Origin of the sequence: Streptomyces sp. R41 (assembly GCF_041053055.1) — a bacterium.
In the GTDB taxonomy this organism is placed as follows: Bacteria; Actinomycetota; Actinomycetes; order Streptomycetales; family Streptomycetaceae; genus Streptomyces.
The window spans coordinates 8922536-8939515 of sequence record NZ_CP163443.1; the positions used below are offsets into that span (position 1 = coordinate 8922536).

The following is a 16980-nucleotide window of genomic DNA, read 5'->3' on the forward strand; positions in this document are numbered from 1 at the left end:
GCGGTCCGGCCGACAGGCCTCTCCGCCAGGTGCGGCTTGAGCTCACCCGCCGAGGTGCTTGCGGAGCCACTGACCCATCTGCTGGATCGCCTCGTCCACCTCGGGTACGCGCCCCGCGCCCAGGACGAACGAGTGCTGTCCCTCAGGTAGCGGGTGGACCTCGGAAGTGACCTTGAAGTCCGCGAGGCGGCGGCCGAGTTCGGCGCCGTCGTCGGCGAGGGTCTCGTACTCGCCGTAGTGGACGACCGTGGGCGGCAGGCCGGTCAGATCGGCGTTCACGAGGCTGATCGCGGGGTCGGCGAAGTCCACTCCGGGATCCTGGAGCCAGGCTGCTCGGAAGAGTTCGAGGGTGTTCCTGCTGAGCATCTTGTCGTTGTCCTCGTTCTCGTCCACCGACGCGTTCTGGATGGTGAGGTCGGTCCAGGGTGAGACGCTGACGATCGCGCCCGGGGTCGCCTCGCCCTGCGCGAGCAGGCGCAGCGGGAGCAGCACCGCGAGGGTGCCGCCGATCGAGTGGCCCGTGCTGCCGATGTTCCGCGGCTCGTAGCCCTGCGAGAGCAGCCAGCGGTAGGCCGTCTCGGCGTCGTCGAGCTGTGCCGGGTAGGGGTGTTCGGGCGCCAGACGGAAGTCCACGACGAGAGAGCGGGCGCCGGCCGCCTTCGCGATATGGCCTGCGGCCTTGCGGTCGGAGTGCATGGAGGCGGTGACGGATCCGCCGAAGTGGAAGTGGAGCAGTGCTTTGTCGGGGTCGGCGCCCTCGGGGATGGCCCACAAGGCGGGGACGCCGCCCGCGTCCACCTCGGCGTACGTGACGCCTTCCGGCTCGGTCGACGCCTTGTGGTTCGAGTCCACGATGTCGCGGATGACGGCCAGGTCGAGACCGGGTGTCGACGACTTCGCGCTCACGCTCGCGAGGAACTCCGCGAACTCGTGTGCCTCTTGGCTTACTGCCATGGTGCTGCTCCTTGTCGGGCGGGTGCCGTGCCGCGTTCCCCCGCGGCGGGCGGGTCGATGTACTGGTCATGACGCTAGTGGCTGAGTATATGAAAGTAAACTCAGATGAGTCGGAGTCACCTGATGGATGCGCGGAGCCCCATGACGGGGCATCGGGCATGGATCCTTCAGGGCGCCTGCCGGGCGGGTCGCGACCTGTGGACCGGACCGCCTGGGGCCGGTGGGGCGAGTGCGTGCGACGCGCCTGTGGGCGGCGCCCGCGCCGGCGATCCGGGGATTCTGCCGCCGCGTCCAGCTTGGCTTCGGTGCGGTCGCGTGGCGGTGGGTGCGGGCGCGACAGCAGGGCGCCAGTGCGCCCTGCCTGCATCGCGCGGGCTTGCCTGCCTCGGCCGGCCGTACCGGTAGGCCTGTCGGCTTGCCGAGCAACTGGTCAGGCCGACGGGATCGGCGGCGATCCGGCCGCCGGACTGTCCTGTGTCCGCGACCGTGGAGGCGCACATGACTTCATGGATGAGAAGGCGCGCTTGTCGCAGTCCTGGGACCCGTTGGGCTGGGCCGTCATTGCACACCAGGCATCAGCGACTGCACGGGTGCTACTCCTCGAGGAACTGAATGGCGTGCTTCAGGAAGCGCTCGGGGTACTGGAACTGCGCTCCATGCCCGGCATCGGGGTAGATCAGCAGTTGCGCGTTGGGGATGTTCTGGGCGAGGTGCCAGGAGTTGATCGAGGCGATCATCACGTCGTTCTCGCCGTTGAGGACCAGCGTCGGCTGGGTGATCGCGTTCAGGTAGGCGTAGGGATTCTCGCCCGGCAGCGGTTCTGCGTAGGCGACAACCGCTTCGAACTGTGCCTGCGCGACTGCGGGCGAGCTCGGCGTGTCCTGGTCGGCCCGCTGGTGACGTCGCTCCCAGAAGGCCCGGCCCGCTTCGACCGCGGCTTCCGAGCGGCCGAAGAACAGGAAGAGGAAGTCCTCCAGGGTGGGGACCGGATTCAGCGCGTATTGAGGCACCTGGGGGTCACTCGTCGGGTCCCCGCCGCGGAGGCCGGTGCCGAGCAGGAGGAGCTTGCGTACCAGCTGGGGGTGGCGCAGCGTGACCTCCTGGGCCTGGTAGCCGCCGATTGAGAAGCCGAGCAGATCGACCTGCTCCAGTCCCAACGCCCGGATGACGGCGGCGATGTCGTCGGCCATGTCCTCCATCCGGTTGCGCGGCGTGCCGGATGACGAGGCGATGCCGCGCCCGTTGAACAGGATGACCTCACGGCCTTCGGCCAGGCCGTCGGTGAGCAGCGGATCCCAGTTGTCCATTCCTCCGCGGAAGTGCTGGAGCAGGAAGATCGGGACGCCGGAGGGCTTGCCCCAGCGTCGGTAGGCGAAGCGGTCGCCGTCGACATCGATGTACTGGGTCGGTGCGGTCACATGGGTGTCACTCATGGTCTGGGCCTTTCTGGAGCAGGTAGGCAATACGATGACGATCGTAATTCAATAAGTCAAGACCTTTGATGTCGATCGACATCTATGTACGCTTGACCGCCGAGCGTCAATTGAGGAAGGGGCGGCCGATCGTGCGGGTCACCAAGGCGCAGGCAGAGCGCAACCGTGCCCACATCGTCGCGACAGCCGCCAGGCTGTTCCGCGAGCGCGGCTACGACGGTGTCGGTGTGGCGGAACTGATGGCGGCCGCCGGATTCACGCATGGCGGGTTCTACAAGCACTTCCGCTCCAAGGCCGACCTGATGGCCGAAGCGTCCGCAAGCGGGCTCGCGCAGACCGCGGCACGGGCGGAAGGCCTGGACCCCGCCGAGTTCGTCGAGCGCTACGTCTCGCGGGAGCATCGCGACGGGCGCGGTGACGGCTGCACCATCGCGGCCCTGAGCGGCGACGCCGCACGCCAGCCGGCGGACATCAAAACAGAGTTCGCAGCCGGGATCGAGAACCTGCTGACGGCCCTTCAAGCTCAGAGTGATACGCCGGGGGATGCGGACCAGCGCGTGACCCGCACCATGGTGATCGACATGCTCGCCCACTCGGTGGGCGCGGTCATGTTGTCGCGCGCATGCCCGGACGGTTCTCCGCTGGCGGACGAAATCCTCGATGTCTGCCGCGCGGGGATTCTTGCGTCACTGGCACACGGCAACGTCGACGGGTCGGAGGCGGGGGGCCCGGAAGCCTGACCGCAGCCGAGTGGTCTTGCCGAGTTGCGCGGCGCGGATCGCGGTGACGTACCCGCTGTTCCGGCGCCGAGGGCGACGACGCCGTAGTGCGTGCTCATGAGGTGCCCCCTTTCCGGGGGTTTGATGGGTGGCGCGTGGAGCGAGCGGTCATGCGGCGCGGTGGTGGAGCGCCAGGGTGGCGTGGATCTGGTCACGGATGTCGGCGAGGACGGCATCGTCGCTGCGGTGCAGGTACACGGTGGCGGTGGTGCTGATGTGGATGATCGCGGTAATCACCCGCGCCAGCCTTGCCGCGTCGGCGGCGCCGATGTGCTCGTCGCGGGTGAGCAGGCCGGTGATGCCGTCCTCGAGGCGGCCGGCAAGGGTCAGGCCCGCTTGCCGGTAGGGCTCGGCCGGGTCGCCGAAGACGAGTTCGTGCAGGTATGTGCGGCCGTTCTCGATGTGCTCCCTCACGCACTCCACCACGGGACGGATGAGAGCGATGACCCGCTCCAGCGCGCCCTGTCCGCCGGCGGTGTTCGCGGCGGCGAGGCCGGAATCGATGGCGGCGGCGAACTTCTCGTTCTGCACCATGATCAGCAACTCGGCCTTGGTGGACGCGTACAGGTAGAGCGTCCCGATCGCGACATCGGCCCGGCGGGCGACCTGCTGCGTCGTGACCTTGTCGACGCCGTGTTCGACGAACAGCTCGCGGGCTGCGGTCATGATGCGCTCGCGCTTGTCCTGTTTGGCCCTCTCGCGGCGCCCGATCGGCATGTGACCGCTTCCCATGGGGACCTCCCTTGACAATATTTCTGAGTGGACTCATAGTTGAGTGTACTCGGATTGATCGGGCGGGGCGAGACCCCGGATGCCGCACCGGGTTGGCCGATCTAATCGCAAACATGGACAAATAAGACAAATTCTAGGAGTGGCGCCCCATGAGAGCGTTCGTCGTCACCAAGTACAAGGGGCCGCTGCAAGAGGCGGAAGTCCCCGAACCCACCGTCGGGGAGCACGACGTACTGGTCCGGGTGGAGGCCGCCGGGCTGAACCCGCTGGACGAGAAGATCCGCGCCGGTGAGTTCAAGCAGATCCTGCCCTACAAGCTGCCGCTGATCCTGGGCAACGACGTCGCGGGCACTGTCATCGGCGTCGGGACGGCAGTTCGCGGCTTCAAGCCCGGAGACGAGGTCTACGCCCGGCCCCACCAGGACCGCATCGGCACCTTCGCCGAACGCATCGCCATAGCGGAAGGCGACCTGGCGCTCAAGCCCGCCTCGATCAGCATGAATGAGGCCGGCTCGCTGCCGCTGGTGGCGCTCACGGCGTGGCAGGCGCTGGTGGAGCGCGGGAAGGTGCGGCCCGGGCAGAAGGTTCTCATCCACGCCGGCGCCGGCGGGGTCGGTTCGATCGCGATCCAGCTCGCCGCGCACCTCGGTGCGAGCGTCGCCACGACCGCCAGCGCTTCCAACGCGCACTTCGTGCGCGCGCTCGGCGCGGACACGGTGATCGATTACCGCACCCAGGACTTCGAGCAGCTCCTGACCGGCTACGACCTGGTGCTGGACAGCCTCGGTGGGGAGACTCTCGAGAAGTCCCTGCGGGTGCTCAAGCCCGGCGGCAAAGCCATCGGGATCGCCGGTCCCCCGGAGCCCGCTTTCGCCCGCGAGGCCGGCCTCAACCCGCTGCTGCGCCTGGCGGTCGCCGCCCTGAGCCGCAAGATCCGCAAGCAGGCGAAGAAGCTCGGCGTGACGTATGAGTTCCTGTTCATGCGCGCCAGCGGCGACCAGCTCCGCCAGATCACCACCCTCGTCGACCAGGGCGTGGTGCGTCCGGTCGTGGGAAAGGTGGTCGGCTTCGACCAGACCCCGCAGGCGCTGCAGTCCCTGTCCCAGGGCGGCATCCGCGGCAAGACCGTCATCGGCAACAGCTGACCTGCCGCAACCGCGACGGGCGACACAAAACAGACCAGGAGAATCCGCCATGAGCAGCACCGACACCCCGAACGAAGCCGTCATCACCTCCTACGCGAAGGCCCCGGCCCGCACCGTCAGCGCCGGCGGCGTCACCTACGCCTACCGCGAGCTGGGACCGAAGGGCGGCATCCCCGTCGTCTTCTTCGTCCACCTCGCCGCGACCCTGGACAACTGGGACCCCCGCATCATCGATCCCATCGCGAAGGGCCGTCACGTCATCGCCTTCGACAACCGCGGTGTCGGGGCGTCCACCGGCCAGGTGCCGGACAGTGTCGAGGCGATGGCCGACGACGCCTACACCTTCATCAGGGCGCTCGGGTACGACAAGATCGACATCTTCTCGTTCTCCCTCGGCGGCATGGTCGCCCAGGCCCTGGTGGTGAAGCACCCCAAGCTCGTCCGCAAGCTGGTCCTCACCGGCACCGGGCCCAAGGGCGGCAAGGACATGGACAAGGTCGCCAGAATCACCTACTGGGACATCCTGCGCGCCACGTTGACCCGTTCGGACCCCAAGGAGTTCCTGTTCTTCAACCGCAATGCCACCGGCAAGGCCGCCGCGCGCGCGTTCGTCAACCGGCTCAAGGAGCGCACCGTCGACCGCGACGCGGACATCAAGACCAAGGCCTTCCAGACGCAGCTGAAGGCGATCAAGAAGTGGGGGCGCTCCGCCCCCGACGACCTGTCGACGATCACGCAGCCCACCCTGATCGCCAACGGCGACAACGACCGCATGGTGCCTTCGGTCCTGTCGGAGGACCTGCACCGGCGCATCAAGGACAGCAAGGTGATCATCTACCCCGACTCCGGGCACGGCGGCATCTTCCAGTACCACGACGAGTTCGCCCCCGTGGCGGTCGAGTTCCTGGCCCGATGACAACCGTCTGACCAGGAAGAGAAGGGCAACATCATGAGCACGTCACCGGCCGTCGCACCCCTGGAAGTGAAGAAGCCTCTCACCTCCTCGATCCTGCTGTGGGTGCGCACCGACCAGCCCCGCCAGACCGGCATGGACCACTGGAAGGGCCCACACTCAGGGATCATCTCCGCCACCCCGGGCCTTGAGGAGTACCGGCAGATCCACCTCGCCGAGCACAACCCGGGCCGGTGGCCGGCCACCGACGGGGTCCAGACCGCGATCCCCGCCGACCGGAAGATCGACGGCGTCGCGGAAGTCACCTTCCAATCGGCGCTTGCACCCCTGAAAGGGCGCAAGCAGACGAAGCTGGCCTACGCCGACGAGATCAACGTGTTCCGCCGCACCCTGCTCTACGCCGGCCCGCCGAACTCATCCCGCTGGTACGACGTCGCAGGCCCCGGACAGACGGTCGGTGCCCGCGCGCTGATCTACCTGCGCCGCAGGGACGGCGTCGGCGCCGGCGCCTTCCGGAAGTTCGTCAACGAGCAGCTCGCCCCCGCGCTCGCCGGCACCGGAGCGCTGACGGAACTGCGCACGCAGACGTTCCTGCCCTGGAGCGAAAAGCTCTGGGACACCCCGGACGTCGCCCACGACAACCCCCACGACCAGCGCTTCCACGCCTCCCTCAGCCTCGGGTTCGCCGACACCGCAGCACGGGACGCCTTCTTCACCGGCAACGTGGTCCAGGACCTGTCCGACCGGCTGGCACCGCAGGTCTCCGCGATCCACGCCTACGAAGTCACCGCCGCCCTCACCTACGTCAAGAACGGCGACATCCTCCCGCACTACGAGGAGTGAGCGGCGCGGGCTCTGCTCAGCAATGCATCCGCGCCACGCTTCCCCGCCCTCCTCGCGCCCCCGTCGCCGTCTGACACCCGTCACACATCTGAATCCGTATCCGGAGCCAGCCATGAGCGAGCACAGCACCATCCACTACGAGCGCACCTCACCGCAGATCGCGAAGATCACCTTCGCCAACCCGCCCGTCAACCTCATCACCGGCGAGACCGTCCTGCGCCTCATCCAGATCGTCCAAGAACTGGCCACCGACCCGGACATCCAGGTCGTGCTGTTCGACAGCGCCACCCCCGACTTCTTCTACAACCACTTCGACCTGGCCGCCGCCGCCGACTTCCCCGCCCCCGAGGACCCGGAAGCGGTACCGGCATGGACGAATCTGGTCCTGGAACTCTCCAAAGCGCCCTACATCACCATCGCGGCCATCCGGGGACGCACCCGCGGCGGCGGGAACGAGCTCGCCCTCGCCCTCGATCTGCGCTACGCCAGTCGTGAGAAGGCGATCTTCGGACAGCCCGAGGTCGGCAGCGGACTGCTGCCCGGCGGTGGCGGCACCGAACGCCTCCCTCGCGCCATCGGACGCGACCGCGCCCTGGAAGCCATCCTCACCAGCGACGACTACGACGCCGACACCGCCGAGCGCTGGGGCTGGGTCACCCGCGCCCTCCCCGACAGCGAACTCGACGCCTTCGTCGGTACCGTCGCCGCCCGGCTCGCCTCCTTCGACCGCACCTCACTCGCCTCGGCCAAAGCCCAGATCAACCGGGCATCCCTGCCCCCGGACGCGGACCTGGTCGCTGCGTACGGCGAGTTCGCCCACTCCCTCACCCTCCCCGGTTTCCTCACCCGGGCCGCAGGCACGCAGGCCCTCGCCGAACAGGCCGGCATCGACTTCGAATACCGTCTCGGGCACCACATCGGCGTCGCCAACCAGCAAGGCTGACACCCACCAGGAAGCGAGCACGAACGCAGCAGATGCCGCGGCCGTGCTCGTTTTTGTCGCGAGTCCCATCTGGGTCGTCGTACGCGTGCCCGATGGAGGGAGGGGAACGATGGCGCGAAGCCCGGTCACCATCGAGGACGACCGACGGATCGGGGCTGCTGCTTACGCGGTGTGGTGTTCGACGTCTTCCGTACCGTGGTCGACCGGCGCCCCGGCAGGGCCGGCGAATTCGAGCGCGTCGGCGCCCCGCGTCGGGGCACAGGCCGACTGACCAGGGCTCACCACCCAGTGGCGCGGCCTGTACGCCGAAAGGGCTTCGGGTGGTGTCGGGGAAGTGTCCTTGGCGGTCGCTGGGCGAACTGCACCGGATGATGCTCGACGAAGCGCTCGCCGGGCATGGCCTGTCCGAGTTTCACCGACACGGACCGGGGTGAACTCGCGGCACCTGGCACCGCCTGCGCCGGTGGCCCGACAGCCGCGATGGTCTGTCCTCACGATGGTGCCGGGCTGCTGATCGATCGGACTGCTGCTTGGGCCGACTGCCGATACGACGGTGCACGCCTCCGCGATGCCGGCAAACCGTTCGAACCCCATGGATCGCGCGGTCCCGACGTCAGGAGATCACATCGGGACCGAAGGACAAGTTCAGGCGTTCGTGCCGCGCAGGTCCGGGTAGAGCGCCTCGACCGGGCCGCTCAGAGCCGCCTTGACCCCCTGGGTCAACTCGTCGGCCAAGACCTCGTACTCGCCGGCCTCGACCGCGTCGTAGACCGTCGTCACCAGCTGCGTCGGCAGCATCTTGGGTCCGTCGGCATGCGCGGCCATTTCGGTGTCGACGTAGCCCATGTGCACACCCGTCACGTGGACGCCCATGGGTGCGAACTCGATGCGCAGAGAGTTGGTGGCCGACCACAGTGCGGCCTTGGACGCGCTGTAGGCGCCGCCGAAGGCGTACCAGCTGGCAACGGAGTGCACGTCGATGAGGATTGACCCCTGCTTGGCGGCGAGGATCGGTGCGAAGGCGCGGGCAAGAAGGACTGGTCCGAAGAAGTTCGTCTCCATGTTCGCCCGGATGTCCGCCTCGGTGACGTCCAGCAGGCTCGCGCTCGGCGGGGTGGCGCCCGCGTTGTTGACGAGCACGGTGACGTCCGCCGCGGCGGCGACGGCCGCGTCGATCGACGCGCGGTCGGTGACGTCAAGGGTCAGGGGGACGATGCGTTCGTCGTCCCAGGCGCGGGGGGAACGGGCGGTGGCGTAGACCTTGGCGGCGCCGCGTGCCAGGGCGTCGTGGACGAAGTGGGTGCCGATACCGCCATTGGCGCCGGTGACGAGGACGACTGCTCCATCGAGGGAGGGCATGGGTGTTCCTTCATTCCAGGGGGATGTGAAGTGCGTGGCTCTGCACGGATGGAGCAATGACTCCTCGCCCTGTCATGGGAGAATGAGCACAGCCATATTCGAGCCCACGCGATAGCGAGCGTAATCATAACTGACTGCAGTCAGAATCTATTCCCGGAGGACATCGCCATGTCTGTCGCCCCCCGGCCGGTCGGACGGCGCGAGCGGAACAAGCAAGAGAAATTCGACCGCATCGTCGCTGCCGCCACTGAGCTGTTCGCCGAACACGGCGTCGATGAGGTCACGACCCAGCAGATCGCCGACAAGGCCGACATCGGCACCGGGACCCTGTTCCTTTATGCCAAGACCAAGGGCGAACTCCTCCTGCTTGTGCAGAACGCCAAGTACATCGAAGCACTCGAGCAGGGCCGGGCCGACGCCGAGACCGTCCCCGGCGTGCTGGACGCGGTGATGGCGATCGTCCGGCCGATCGTCGAGTGCAACCGCATCCAGATCGACAACGGACGCACCTACCTGCGAGAGATGGTCTTCGGCGACCCCGAGGAGCCCCGGCACGGTGCGGCACTCGCCATCGTCGCGCAGACCGAGGAGGCCGTCGCCGCCGTGCTCCGTCGAGACGAGCGGGTCACGGAGGGCGACGCCGCGAGGCTGGCACACATCGTGTCCGCCGTGATGTTCCTCAGCATGGCGGTGAGCGTGAACATCGGCTTGAGTGTCGAGGAGATCGTGCAGGACATCCGGGGGCAGGTCGACGTCCTGCTGCCTCGCTGAAGCGCGGCCGGCCTCCGTCCCAGGCGATCATCAGGATGGTTCTCGGCTACGCCATGGCTCTGATCCTGACCGCCGCGACCAGGCGGCGGCTGTGGCTCGATCGGCGGGATTCCACCGCACCTGCATCTCGCCGGCGTTCACTCCGGAAGCAGTTCATCGGCCCGTTCGGCGACCTCTTGCCGTAGCGCGGCCCACAGGGCGCGCACGGCGGCGTGTGTCACCGCCTCCCGGCGGACGGCCAGGGTGATGGGGAGCCGGATGTCGATCTCGTCGGGGAGCAGCCGGCGCAGTTGCGTCCGCTGGGTCAGGAAAGCCGGAAGGACGCCGATGCCGGCTCCCTGCCGGGTGGCTTCGAGTTGGGCGAAGACGTTCGTCGAGGAGAAGGCGGGGGTCATGCCGGGAAGGTGGCGCTCGATGTCGAGGTCGCCGACCTGCAGCATGGACTCGATGTAGAAGATGAGCGGGTGCTCGCGCAGCTCGGCCAGCGACTTCGGCCGGCCGTACTTGGCCAGGTAGTCGTCGCAGGCGTAGAGCCCCAGCGTGTAGTCGGTGAGGTGCTCGGTCACCAGGCGGCTGCTGGAGGGAACGCCGATGACTACGGCGAGATCGAAACCGGACGGGCGCAGGGCGAGCTGCCGTGTCGCGGTGATGAGTTCGACCTGGAGCTGGGGGTGGTGGCGGCGCACCCGTACGAAGGCGGGCGTGGCGAAGGCGGTGCCGAAGCCGTCGGGCGCGCTGACGCGCACCGTGCCGTGCAGGGACGGCGAGTCCTGGCCCTCCACGGTGTCGACGACGCGGTCGATGGCCTCCTCGATCACGCGCGCGCTGTCCGAGATGGCTCTTCCGATCTCCGTCAGCGTCCATCCGTCCGGGCCACGCTCGATGAGGCGCAGGCCGATGCTCTTCTCCAGCGCGGCGACACGGCGAGACACGGTGGTGTGGTCCACCCCGAGTGCGTCGGCGGCTGTCACCAGGCGTCCGGTACGGGAGACCGCGAGCAGGTAGCGCAGGTCGTCCGCGCGGAGTCTGCGTGGATCGATGGAGCGAGGCGAGCCGGCCGGCCGTGGAGCGGGGCTCTCGTCCGGGGAGTGGGGATGCACAGTCCCACCGTATCTGCGTTTCTGCACAGTCGGTGTGCGCCATTGGTGGTTGTTTGCACACGGTGCGGGGCCGCACAGTCGGGGCAGCGGGCGCGACATGCTCCGCTGTTCTTGCCGAAAGGGCCGCCATGGTTGCCAGCCTTTCCCTCCCGCGGATCCTGCGCGTCGGCGGCGGTGCCGTCGGCGAACTGGGTGACGTCGTCGCAGGGTTGGGCCTGCATCGCCCCTTGCTGGTGACGGACGCGTTCCTTGCCGGGACGGGTGTGGCGGAACGCCTGATGTCGACGCTGAGAGATGCCGGGCTACAGCCGTGCCTGTTCGCCGGTACCGTCCCGGATCCGACGACCGACTCGCTCGAGGCGGGCCTGGCCGTGCTGCGGGAACACGGGGCGGACTCGGTCATCGGGTTCGGCGGTGGCAGCCCGATGGACACCGCCAAGGCCCTCGGCCTGCTGGGCGTCCAGGGCGGCCGGATGCGGGACTACAAGGCCCCGCACAGCAGCCTCGGCCCGGCGCTTCCCGTGATCGCGGTCCCGACGACCGCGGGCAGCGGCTCGGAGGCCACCCAGTTCACCATCATCACCGACAGCGCGACGGACGAGAAGATGCTCTGCCCGGGGCCGGCGTTCCTGCCGGTCGCCGCCGTCGTCGACTTCGAACTGACCCTGTCGATGCCGTCCCGGCTGACCGCCGACACCGGTGTCGACGCGCTCACCCATGCCGTCGAGGCGTACGTGAGCCGCAAGGCCAACCCGTTCTCCGACGGCCTCGCCCTGAACGCGATCCGGACCATCGGGCGCCACTTCCGCCGCGTCTACGCCGACGGCGGAGACATCGAGGCGCGCGAGGAGATGATGCTCGCAGCGACCCAGGCCGGCATCGCCTTCTCCAACTCCAGCGTGGCGCTCGTGCACGGCATGAGCCGTCCGATCGGCGCTCACTTCCACGTTGCCCACGGTCTGTCGAACGCGATGCTCTTCCCCGCGGTGACCGCTTTTTCCGTGCCCGCCGCCGAGAGCCGGTACGCCGACTGCGCCCGTGCACTCGGAGCCGCCACCGACGGCGACAGCGACGCCCTGGCCGCCGATAGGCTCGTGGAGGCGCTCCGAGCCCTGTGCCAGGATCTTGAGGTGCCCACCCCAAGAGCCCACGGCATCGACAAGGACGAGTGGTTCCGCCTGTCGCCCCTCATGGCCGAGCAGGCGCTCGCGTCCGGGTCCCCCGCCAACAACCCCGTCGTACCCACCGCGGACGAGATCCAGGATCTCTACGCCCAGATCTACGCCTGACACCCGGCGAGTGAGGAACCGTGATGGCCACGACGGCCAGGTCCACGCGGAGTGCGAGATGACGAGCCATGACTGATACCGCTGCGGTCGAGGTTCTCACCGACGTGCACCGAGGCGTGGGCCGGATCCTGCTGAACCGGCCCAAGGCGCTCAACGCCCTGACGACGAGCATGGTCGCCGCCATCGACGGCGCACTCGCTGCATGGGAGCACACCCGCCTGTCCGCTGTGGTGCTCGCCAGCACCAGCACGAAGGCGTTCTGCGCCGGCGGAGACATCCGCACGATCCGAGAGCACAGCCTTGCCGGGGATGCCGCGGCCAGTGAAGGGTTCTTCGCCTCCGAATACCGGCTCAACGCCCGAATCGCCGAGTATCCCGTCCCGATCGTGGCGCTCGTCGACGGCCTCTGTATGGGTGGCGGTCTGGGGCTTTCCGTCCACGGCGGCTTCCGCGTCGTCACCGAGAGCGCGGTGCTGGCGATGCCCGAGACCGGGATCGGGTTCTTCCCGGACATCGGGGCCAGCTACTTTCTGCCGAGGCTGCCCGGCGCGATCGGCATGTACCTGGGACTGACCGGGCACCGGCTCGACGCGGCCGACGCCCTGTACACGGGGCTGGCCACACACTTCGTCCCCAGCGACCGGCTCGCCGCAGTCGCGGACGCTTTGGCCGACAGCCCCGGTGACCCGGTGGACGTCGTCCTGAACCGTCTCGCCGACCGTTCCCCGGTGACGGAGAGCAGGCTGGCGGACGTACGCGGCGGCGTGGACTGGGCGTTCGGTGCGCCGACCCTCGGCGAGGTCGAGAAACGCCTGCACCACCTCGACACCCCCTGGGCCGCAGCAGCGCTGGCCGCCCTGGAGACGGCCTCGCCGCAGAGCCTGGAGATCACTCACGCCTTGCTCGCCCGGGGGAGGCAGTACACGTTGCGCGAGTGCCTCGCCATCGAGCTCGCCCTCACCCGCACGACCATCCGCACGCCGGACTTCCTGGAGGGCGTCCGTGCGGCCCTGGTCGACAAGGACCGCAATCCCAACTGGCAACGTGCCTCGCACGGTGGCCGGACGCTGTCGTTCTGAGAGATTCCACCGTGCGCAGGAGATCGTCTTGCGTCACGTGCCGGTCGTGCCGCGGGGGATGCGGTGATGTCCACGGCGCCGGCGCGTCGTCGATGCAGGCCTGTCAGGCCGTGTCCGTCATGAGCGTCGATGACCGCGAGCCGTAAGGGGGTTTCGCCTCGCACGGCGACATCTGCGTCTGTTCGCCTCGGCGGGCTCGCATAGGAGTGGCGGTTCTGAGCCGTGACCAACCCTGACGCGCAACGGATGCGAGGTATTGACCACGGCTCGGGTCGGCGATGTGGCCCGGCCTGACGTCAGTCGCCGTCGGGCACCATCGAGACCACGACCTTGCCGGCCTTGGTGCGGCCCTGCTCGACGTACGCCATCGCCTCGAGCGTCTGGTCGAACGGGAAGGTCCTGTCGACGACCGGGCGGAGCTTCCCGCTGTCGTAGAGGGCGCTGAGCTTGCGCAGCTGGGAGCCGTCGGCCTGCATGAAGAGGAACTGGTAGCGCACGCCCAGCGCCTTGGCCTGCTTGCGGACCTTGCGGCTGAGCGTGTTCATCACCAGGCCCATGAACGAGGGGGCGCCGAGCTGCTTGGCGAACCCGGCGTCCGGCGGGCCGACGACACCGATGGCCAGACCGCCGGGCCTCAGCACCGTCAGGGACTTCTCGAGGTTTGTCCCGCCCAGGGAGTCCAGCACCAGGTCGTAGCCGGACAGCACCTTGGAGAAGTCTTCCTTGGTGTAGTCGACGACGACGTCGGCGCCGAGGCTCCTGACCAGCTTCTCGGTGTCGGTGCCAGTCGTCGTCGCCACTGTGGCGCCGAGGTGCTTGGCGAGCTGGATGACCGTCGATCCGAGGCCACCGGCACCGGCGTGGATGAGTACCTTCTGGCCCGGCTGCACGCGGGCGCGGTCGACGAGGATCTGCCAGGCAGCCAGGGCCACCAGCGGTACTGCGGCTGCCTCTTCAAAGGTGAGTGAGGCCGGCTTGGGCGAGACGTCGTCCTGGTCGATCGCGATGAACTCCGCGAAACTGCCGATCCGCAGGTCGCGGGGACGGGCGTAGACCTCGTCCCCCACTTCGAAGCCGCGTACGGCGGAACCGACACGCGTCACGACGCCGGACACGTCGTGGCCGAGGGTGAACGGAAGCCTGTACTTCAGGAGTTGCTTGAACTCTCCGTTGCGGACCATCTTGTCCAGCGGGTTGATGCTGGCGGCGCTCACTCTGACCAGGACGTCGCGGTCCCCGACGGTGGGCTCGGGTACCTGTGCGGCGCGGGCGCCGTTCTTGCCGTACTTCGCGACGACGAATGCCTTCATGCCGGCCGCCTTTCTGGGAGGCCCCGCTTCGCGTGCGCGGCCGGGTTGATGTGCCAGTTGTGACGCTACTTGCTGGGTATAGGAAAGTAAACTTAGGCGAGGTTAGTATCACCCCATGGATGTGTGGACCGAAGCTCTTCAGGACTCCGGCATGGACCCCCGTCTCGACCGGGACATGTCGAACTGCTCGATCGCGCGGACCCTTGAGGTCGTGGGGGAGAAGTGGACGATCCTGATCCTCCGCGAGGTCTGGTACGGCTCGTCCCGCTTCGGTGACTTCGAACGCGTCCTGGGCTGTCCTCGCAACCTGCTCGCGGCGCGACTCCGGATGCTGGTGGAGGAAGGGATCCTGGCCACCGAGACCTACAAGGAGCCGGGTGCGCGGAGCCGGCCGAAGTACGTGATCACCCCGAAGGGCATGGATCTCGTGCCGGCCGTGATGGGGCTCCTGCAGTGGGGCGACCGGTATCGCGCCGATCCGGAGGGGCCGGCCGTGCTGACGCGGCACCGTGGGTGCGGCGCGCACGTCAACGTCCACGTCCGCTGCGAACAAGGCCACTCCGTGCGGGAGGAAGACATCGAGAGCGTTCCTGGGCCCGCTTTTCGCATGAAGGCCGCCGAGTGAGCTGAACGCGGTTGCGTCGGGCGATCGGCGCGACGTCGCTGGCTGTAGACGAGGGTGCCGGGCGGAGGGCCTCAGCCTCTCGGGGTGTGCTCGCTCCCTCTGGCCCGGGCCTGGTGGAGGCGGACCTTGGTGCGGTTGCCGCAGCGCGCCATGGAGCACCAGCGGCGGTTGTGGGCAGGGGAGCGGTCCAAGAAGCGCAGGGCGCAGGTGTCCGCGCCGCAGACGCGTACGCGCCGGATCTCGGCGGACAGAAGTAGATCGACGGCATCCTGAGCGACGAGCGCCAAGGCGACCGCGGGGTCGGTGGCCAGCTTCGCGGTGCCGGCAGGCTCCAGGCGTCCGTCCGTGACGGTGATCTGCAGGGCGGGGCGCGGGGCCTCCGCTGCTGATCGGTTGAGCATCATGATGTCGTCGGCTGCCGGCAGACGGCCGTCGGCGCCCGCCAGCACGGCCCGGTCGACGACCTCGCGCAGTCGGCGGCCCGACGCCAGGGTGGCGGCAGTGGCGGGGTGCGGGGGGTCCGGTGCGAGCAGCCCGGCCTCGTGAAGCCAGAGGACCAGGTCGCCTGAACTCCGGAGTGTCTCCGTCGGCGATGTCCGCCAACGGTCGCGCAGGGTGTTGACGAGGTCCAGGCAGACCCGCCCGCCGTCCCAGATCCACATACCGTCCGTTGCCACGTCCCTATTCTGCACGTTAGCTTAACCATCTAAGAGGGTTAGTGCGTGCGAAGGAGGCGGATCCATGGGGCAGCCGACAGTGGCGACCGGAGTGAGTCAGGTGGACGGGGTCCGTCTGCACTACCTCCGCGCGGGCTCCGGCCCTCTGCTCGTCCTGCTCCACGGCTGGCCGCAGACCTCCGACTGCTGGCGGCCGGTGCTGGCGGATCTCGCTGCCGACCACACCGTCGTGGCACCCGACCTGCGCGGCTACGGCCTGAGCGACAAACCCACCACCGGCTACGACAAACGGCGGATGGCCGCCGACATCGCCGGCCTCGTCGAAGTCCTCGGCTTCGAGAAGGCCGCGGTCGTGGGGCACGACCGCGGCGCGCGGGTGGGGCACCGCTGGGCGCTGGACCGCCCGGAGCAGGTGGAACGGCTGGCCGTGCTCGACATCGTGCCCACCCGGGAGATGTTCCGCCGCCTGGACGCCTCGCTTGCCTCCGGGTACTGGCACTGGCTGTTCCAGATGCAGCCCGATCTGCCCGAGCGGCTGGTGGGGCATGACATGCGGGGGTATCTCGAGTACTTCTTCGAGCGGTGGACCTACAACCGCCACGGACTGACACCCGATGCAGTCGACGGGTACGTCCGCGCCTTCTCCCGTCCGGGTGCCATGCGCGCGAGTTTCGACGATTACCGGGCCATGGAGCAGGACATTGCGCTGGACGACATCGACGCGTCCGCGGAGCGCCGCCTCGCCATGCCGATGCTGGCCTTGTGGGGTGCCGCGGGGCTGCCGGCCCGCTTGCCGACGCTGGAGATCTGGCGCGACTACGCGGATGACGTCACGGGTGCCGAGATCCCGGAATGCGGTCACTTCATCCCGGAAGAGCAGCCGGAGGCGCTGTTGGCGCACTTGCGCCCGTTCCTGGCCGGAGAGACGAACCGCTGACGCCGTCGCGGTGACGGACATTGCGTCCCTCCGGAGGGTGCGCACTGGCCGCATGGGCAAGTCGTCGGAGGGGCTTCGACCACGGTGCGAT

General features: G+C 68.5%; 17 protein-coding genes. 10 read left to right on the forward strand and 7 right to left on the reverse strand.

From position 1 onward, the window contains the following. Positions 1-42: 42 nt before the first annotated feature. Both AB5J53_RS40400 and AB5J53_RS40405 read right to left on the reverse strand, forming a co-directional pair. Positions 43-954 carry an alpha/beta hydrolase fold domain-containing protein gene (locus tag AB5J53_RS40400; protein ID WP_369250561.1) on the reverse strand — a complete coding sequence of 304 codons (912 nt, stop codon included), beginning with the start codon at positions 952-954 and terminating at the stop codon, positions 43-45. Between the two features lie 593 nt (positions 955-1547). Then, positions 1548-2387 (reverse strand): alpha/beta fold hydrolase, encoded by an 840-nt coding sequence (locus tag AB5J53_RS40405; protein ID WP_369250562.1) that lies wholly within the window; start codon positions 2385-2387, stop codon positions 1548-1550. Positions 2388-2455: 68 nt separating this feature from the next. On the opposite strand from AB5J53_RS40405, the gene AB5J53_RS40410 reads away from it, so the two are divergent. Beyond that, positions 2456-3127, forward strand: coding sequence for a TetR/AcrR family transcriptional regulator (locus AB5J53_RS40410; protein WP_369250563.1), 672 nt, complete (start codon positions 2456-2458; stop codon positions 3125-3127). Between the two features lie 147 nt (positions 3128-3274). Here the strand turns inward: AB5J53_RS40410 and AB5J53_RS40415 are convergent, their stop codons facing one another. Continuing rightward, complete coding sequence (locus AB5J53_RS40415) at positions 3275-3898, reverse strand: TetR/AcrR family transcriptional regulator (RefSeq protein WP_369250564.1); 624 nt, start codon at positions 3896-3898, stop codon at positions 3275-3277. Positions 3899-4047: 149 nt separating this feature from the next. On the opposite strand from AB5J53_RS40415, the gene AB5J53_RS40420 reads away from it, so the two are divergent. The 4 genes from AB5J53_RS40420 to AB5J53_RS40435 all read left to right on the forward strand — a co-directional run bounded on the left by AB5J53_RS40420 (position 4048) and on the right by AB5J53_RS40435 (position 7742). Beyond that, a complete protein-coding gene (locus tag AB5J53_RS40420; protein ID WP_369250565.1) occupies positions 4048-5043 on the forward strand; it encodes an NADP-dependent oxidoreductase in 996 nt (331 codons plus the stop codon). Between the two features lie 49 nt (positions 5044-5092). Further along, entirely contained in the window at positions 5093-5959 is an 867-nt protein-coding gene (locus AB5J53_RS40425; RefSeq protein ID WP_369250566.1) for an alpha/beta fold hydrolase, read from the forward strand. Between the two features lie 33 nt (positions 5960-5992). Continuing rightward, positions 5993-6799, forward strand: coding sequence for a strictosidine synthase (locus AB5J53_RS40430; protein ID WP_369250567.1), 807 nt, complete (start codon positions 5993-5995; stop codon positions 6797-6799). Between the two features lie 112 nt (positions 6800-6911). Next, positions 6912-7742, forward strand: coding sequence for an enoyl-CoA hydratase/isomerase family protein (locus AB5J53_RS40435; protein WP_369250568.1), 831 nt, complete (start codon positions 6912-6914; stop codon positions 7740-7742). Between the two features lie 645 nt (positions 7743-8387). On the opposite strand, the gene AB5J53_RS40440 is transcribed toward AB5J53_RS40435, so the two are convergent. Continuing rightward, on the reverse strand, positions 8388-9101 hold the full coding sequence (locus AB5J53_RS40440; RefSeq protein ID WP_369250569.1) for an SDR family oxidoreductase: 714 nt from the start codon (positions 9099-9101) through the stop codon (positions 8388-8390). Positions 9102-9269: 168 nt separating this feature from the next. Between AB5J53_RS40440 and AB5J53_RS40445 the strand changes: the two genes are divergently transcribed. Next, a complete protein-coding gene (locus AB5J53_RS40445; RefSeq protein WP_369250570.1) occupies positions 9270-9872 on the forward strand; it encodes a TetR/AcrR family transcriptional regulator in 603 nt (200 codons plus the stop codon). A 137-nt stretch (positions 9873-10009) separates the two neighbouring features. Here the strand turns inward: AB5J53_RS40445 and AB5J53_RS40450 are convergent, their stop codons facing one another. After that, a complete protein-coding gene (locus AB5J53_RS40450; RefSeq protein WP_369250571.1) occupies positions 10010-10972 on the reverse strand; it encodes a LysR family transcriptional regulator in 963 nt (320 codons plus the stop codon). Positions 10973-11100: 128 nt separating this feature from the next. Here AB5J53_RS40450 and AB5J53_RS40455 point away from each other — a divergent pair, with 128 nt between their 5' ends. After that, entirely contained in the window at positions 11101-12261 is a 1161-nt protein-coding gene (locus AB5J53_RS40455) for an iron-containing alcohol dehydrogenase (RefSeq protein ID WP_369250572.1), read from the forward strand. A gap of 68 nt (positions 12262-12329) precedes the next feature. Then, positions 12330-13340 carry an enoyl-CoA hydratase/isomerase family protein gene (locus AB5J53_RS40460; RefSeq protein ID WP_369250573.1) on the forward strand — a complete coding sequence of 337 codons (1011 nt, stop codon included), beginning with the start codon at positions 12330-12332 and terminating at the stop codon, positions 13338-13340. A 296-nt stretch (positions 13341-13636) separates the two neighbouring features. Here the strand turns inward: AB5J53_RS40460 and AB5J53_RS40465 are convergent, their stop codons facing one another. Then, a complete protein-coding gene (locus AB5J53_RS40465; protein ID WP_316783503.1) occupies positions 13637-14650 on the reverse strand; it encodes an NADP-dependent oxidoreductase in 1014 nt (337 codons plus the stop codon). Between the two features lie 115 nt (positions 14651-14765). Here AB5J53_RS40465 and AB5J53_RS40470 point away from each other — a divergent pair, with 115 nt between their 5' ends. Continuing rightward, positions 14766-15275 carry a helix-turn-helix domain-containing protein gene (locus tag AB5J53_RS40470; RefSeq protein ID WP_316783501.1) on the forward strand — a complete coding sequence of 170 codons (510 nt, stop codon included), beginning with the start codon at positions 14766-14768 and terminating at the stop codon, positions 15273-15275. Between the two features lie 71 nt (positions 15276-15346). Here the strand turns inward: AB5J53_RS40470 and AB5J53_RS40475 are convergent, their stop codons facing one another. Continuing rightward, positions 15347-15952 carry an ABATE domain-containing protein gene (locus AB5J53_RS40475; RefSeq protein WP_369250574.1) on the reverse strand — a complete coding sequence of 202 codons (606 nt, stop codon included), beginning with the start codon at positions 15950-15952 and terminating at the stop codon, positions 15347-15349. 64 nt (positions 15953-16016) lie between these two features. On the opposite strand from AB5J53_RS40475, the gene AB5J53_RS40480 reads away from it, so the two are divergent. Next, the gene (locus AB5J53_RS40480; RefSeq protein ID WP_369250575.1) at positions 16017-16889 is read left to right on the forward strand and encodes an alpha/beta fold hydrolase; all 873 of its coding nucleotides are present in this window, start codon (positions 16017-16019) and stop codon (positions 16887-16889) included. The last annotated feature ends 91 nt before the right edge of the window (positions 16890-16980 follow it).

Bases quoted from the DNA above. Each gene is read 5' to 3' on its own strand.
- AB5J53_RS40400 (WP_369250561.1), bottom strand. From the start codon at position 954: ATGGCAGTAAGCCAAGAGGCACACGAGTTCGCGGAGTTCCTCGCGAGC.
- AB5J53_RS40405 (WP_369250562.1), bottom strand. From the start codon at position 2,387: ATGAGTGACACCCATGTGACCGCACCGACCCAGTACATCGATGTCGAC.
- AB5J53_RS40410 (WP_369250563.1), top strand. From the start codon at position 2,456: ATGTCGATCGACATCTATGTACGCTTGACCGCCGAGCGTCAATTGAGG.
- AB5J53_RS40415 (WP_369250564.1), bottom strand. From the start codon at position 3,898: ATGGGAAGCGGTCACATGCCGATCGGGCGCCGCGAGAGGGCCAAACAG.
- AB5J53_RS40420 (WP_369250565.1), top strand. From the start codon at position 4,048: ATGAGAGCGTTCGTCGTCACCAAGTACAAGGGGCCGCTGCAAGAGGCG.
- AB5J53_RS40425 (WP_369250566.1), top strand. From the start codon at position 5,093: ATGAGCAGCACCGACACCCCGAACGAAGCCGTCATCACCTCCTACGCG.
- AB5J53_RS40430 (WP_369250567.1), top strand. From the start codon at position 5,993: ATGAGCACGTCACCGGCCGTCGCACCCCTGGAAGTGAAGAAGCCTCTC.
- AB5J53_RS40435 (WP_369250568.1), top strand. From the start codon at position 6,912: ATGAGCGAGCACAGCACCATCCACTACGAGCGCACCTCACCGCAGATC.
- AB5J53_RS40440 (WP_369250569.1), bottom strand. From the start codon at position 9,101: ATGCCCTCCCTCGATGGAGCAGTCGTCCTCGTCACCGGCGCCAATGGC.
- AB5J53_RS40445 (WP_369250570.1), top strand. From the start codon at position 9,270: ATGTCTGTCGCCCCCCGGCCGGTCGGACGGCGCGAGCGGAACAAGCAA.
- AB5J53_RS40455 (WP_369250572.1), top strand. From the start codon at position 11,101: ATGGTTGCCAGCCTTTCCCTCCCGCGGATCCTGCGCGTCGGCGGCGGT.
- AB5J53_RS40460 (WP_369250573.1), top strand. From the start codon at position 12,330: ATGACTGATACCGCTGCGGTCGAGGTTCTCACCGACGTGCACCGAGGC.
- AB5J53_RS40465 (WP_316783503.1), bottom strand. From the start codon at position 14,650: ATGAAGGCATTCGTCGTCGCGAAGTACGGCAAGAACGGCGCCCGCGCC.
- AB5J53_RS40470 (WP_316783501.1), top strand. From the start codon at position 14,766: ATGGATGTGTGGACCGAAGCTCTTCAGGACTCCGGCATGGACCCCCGT.
- AB5J53_RS40480 (WP_369250575.1), top strand. From the start codon at position 16,017: ATGGGGCAGCCGACAGTGGCGACCGGAGTGAGTCAGGTGGACGGGGTC.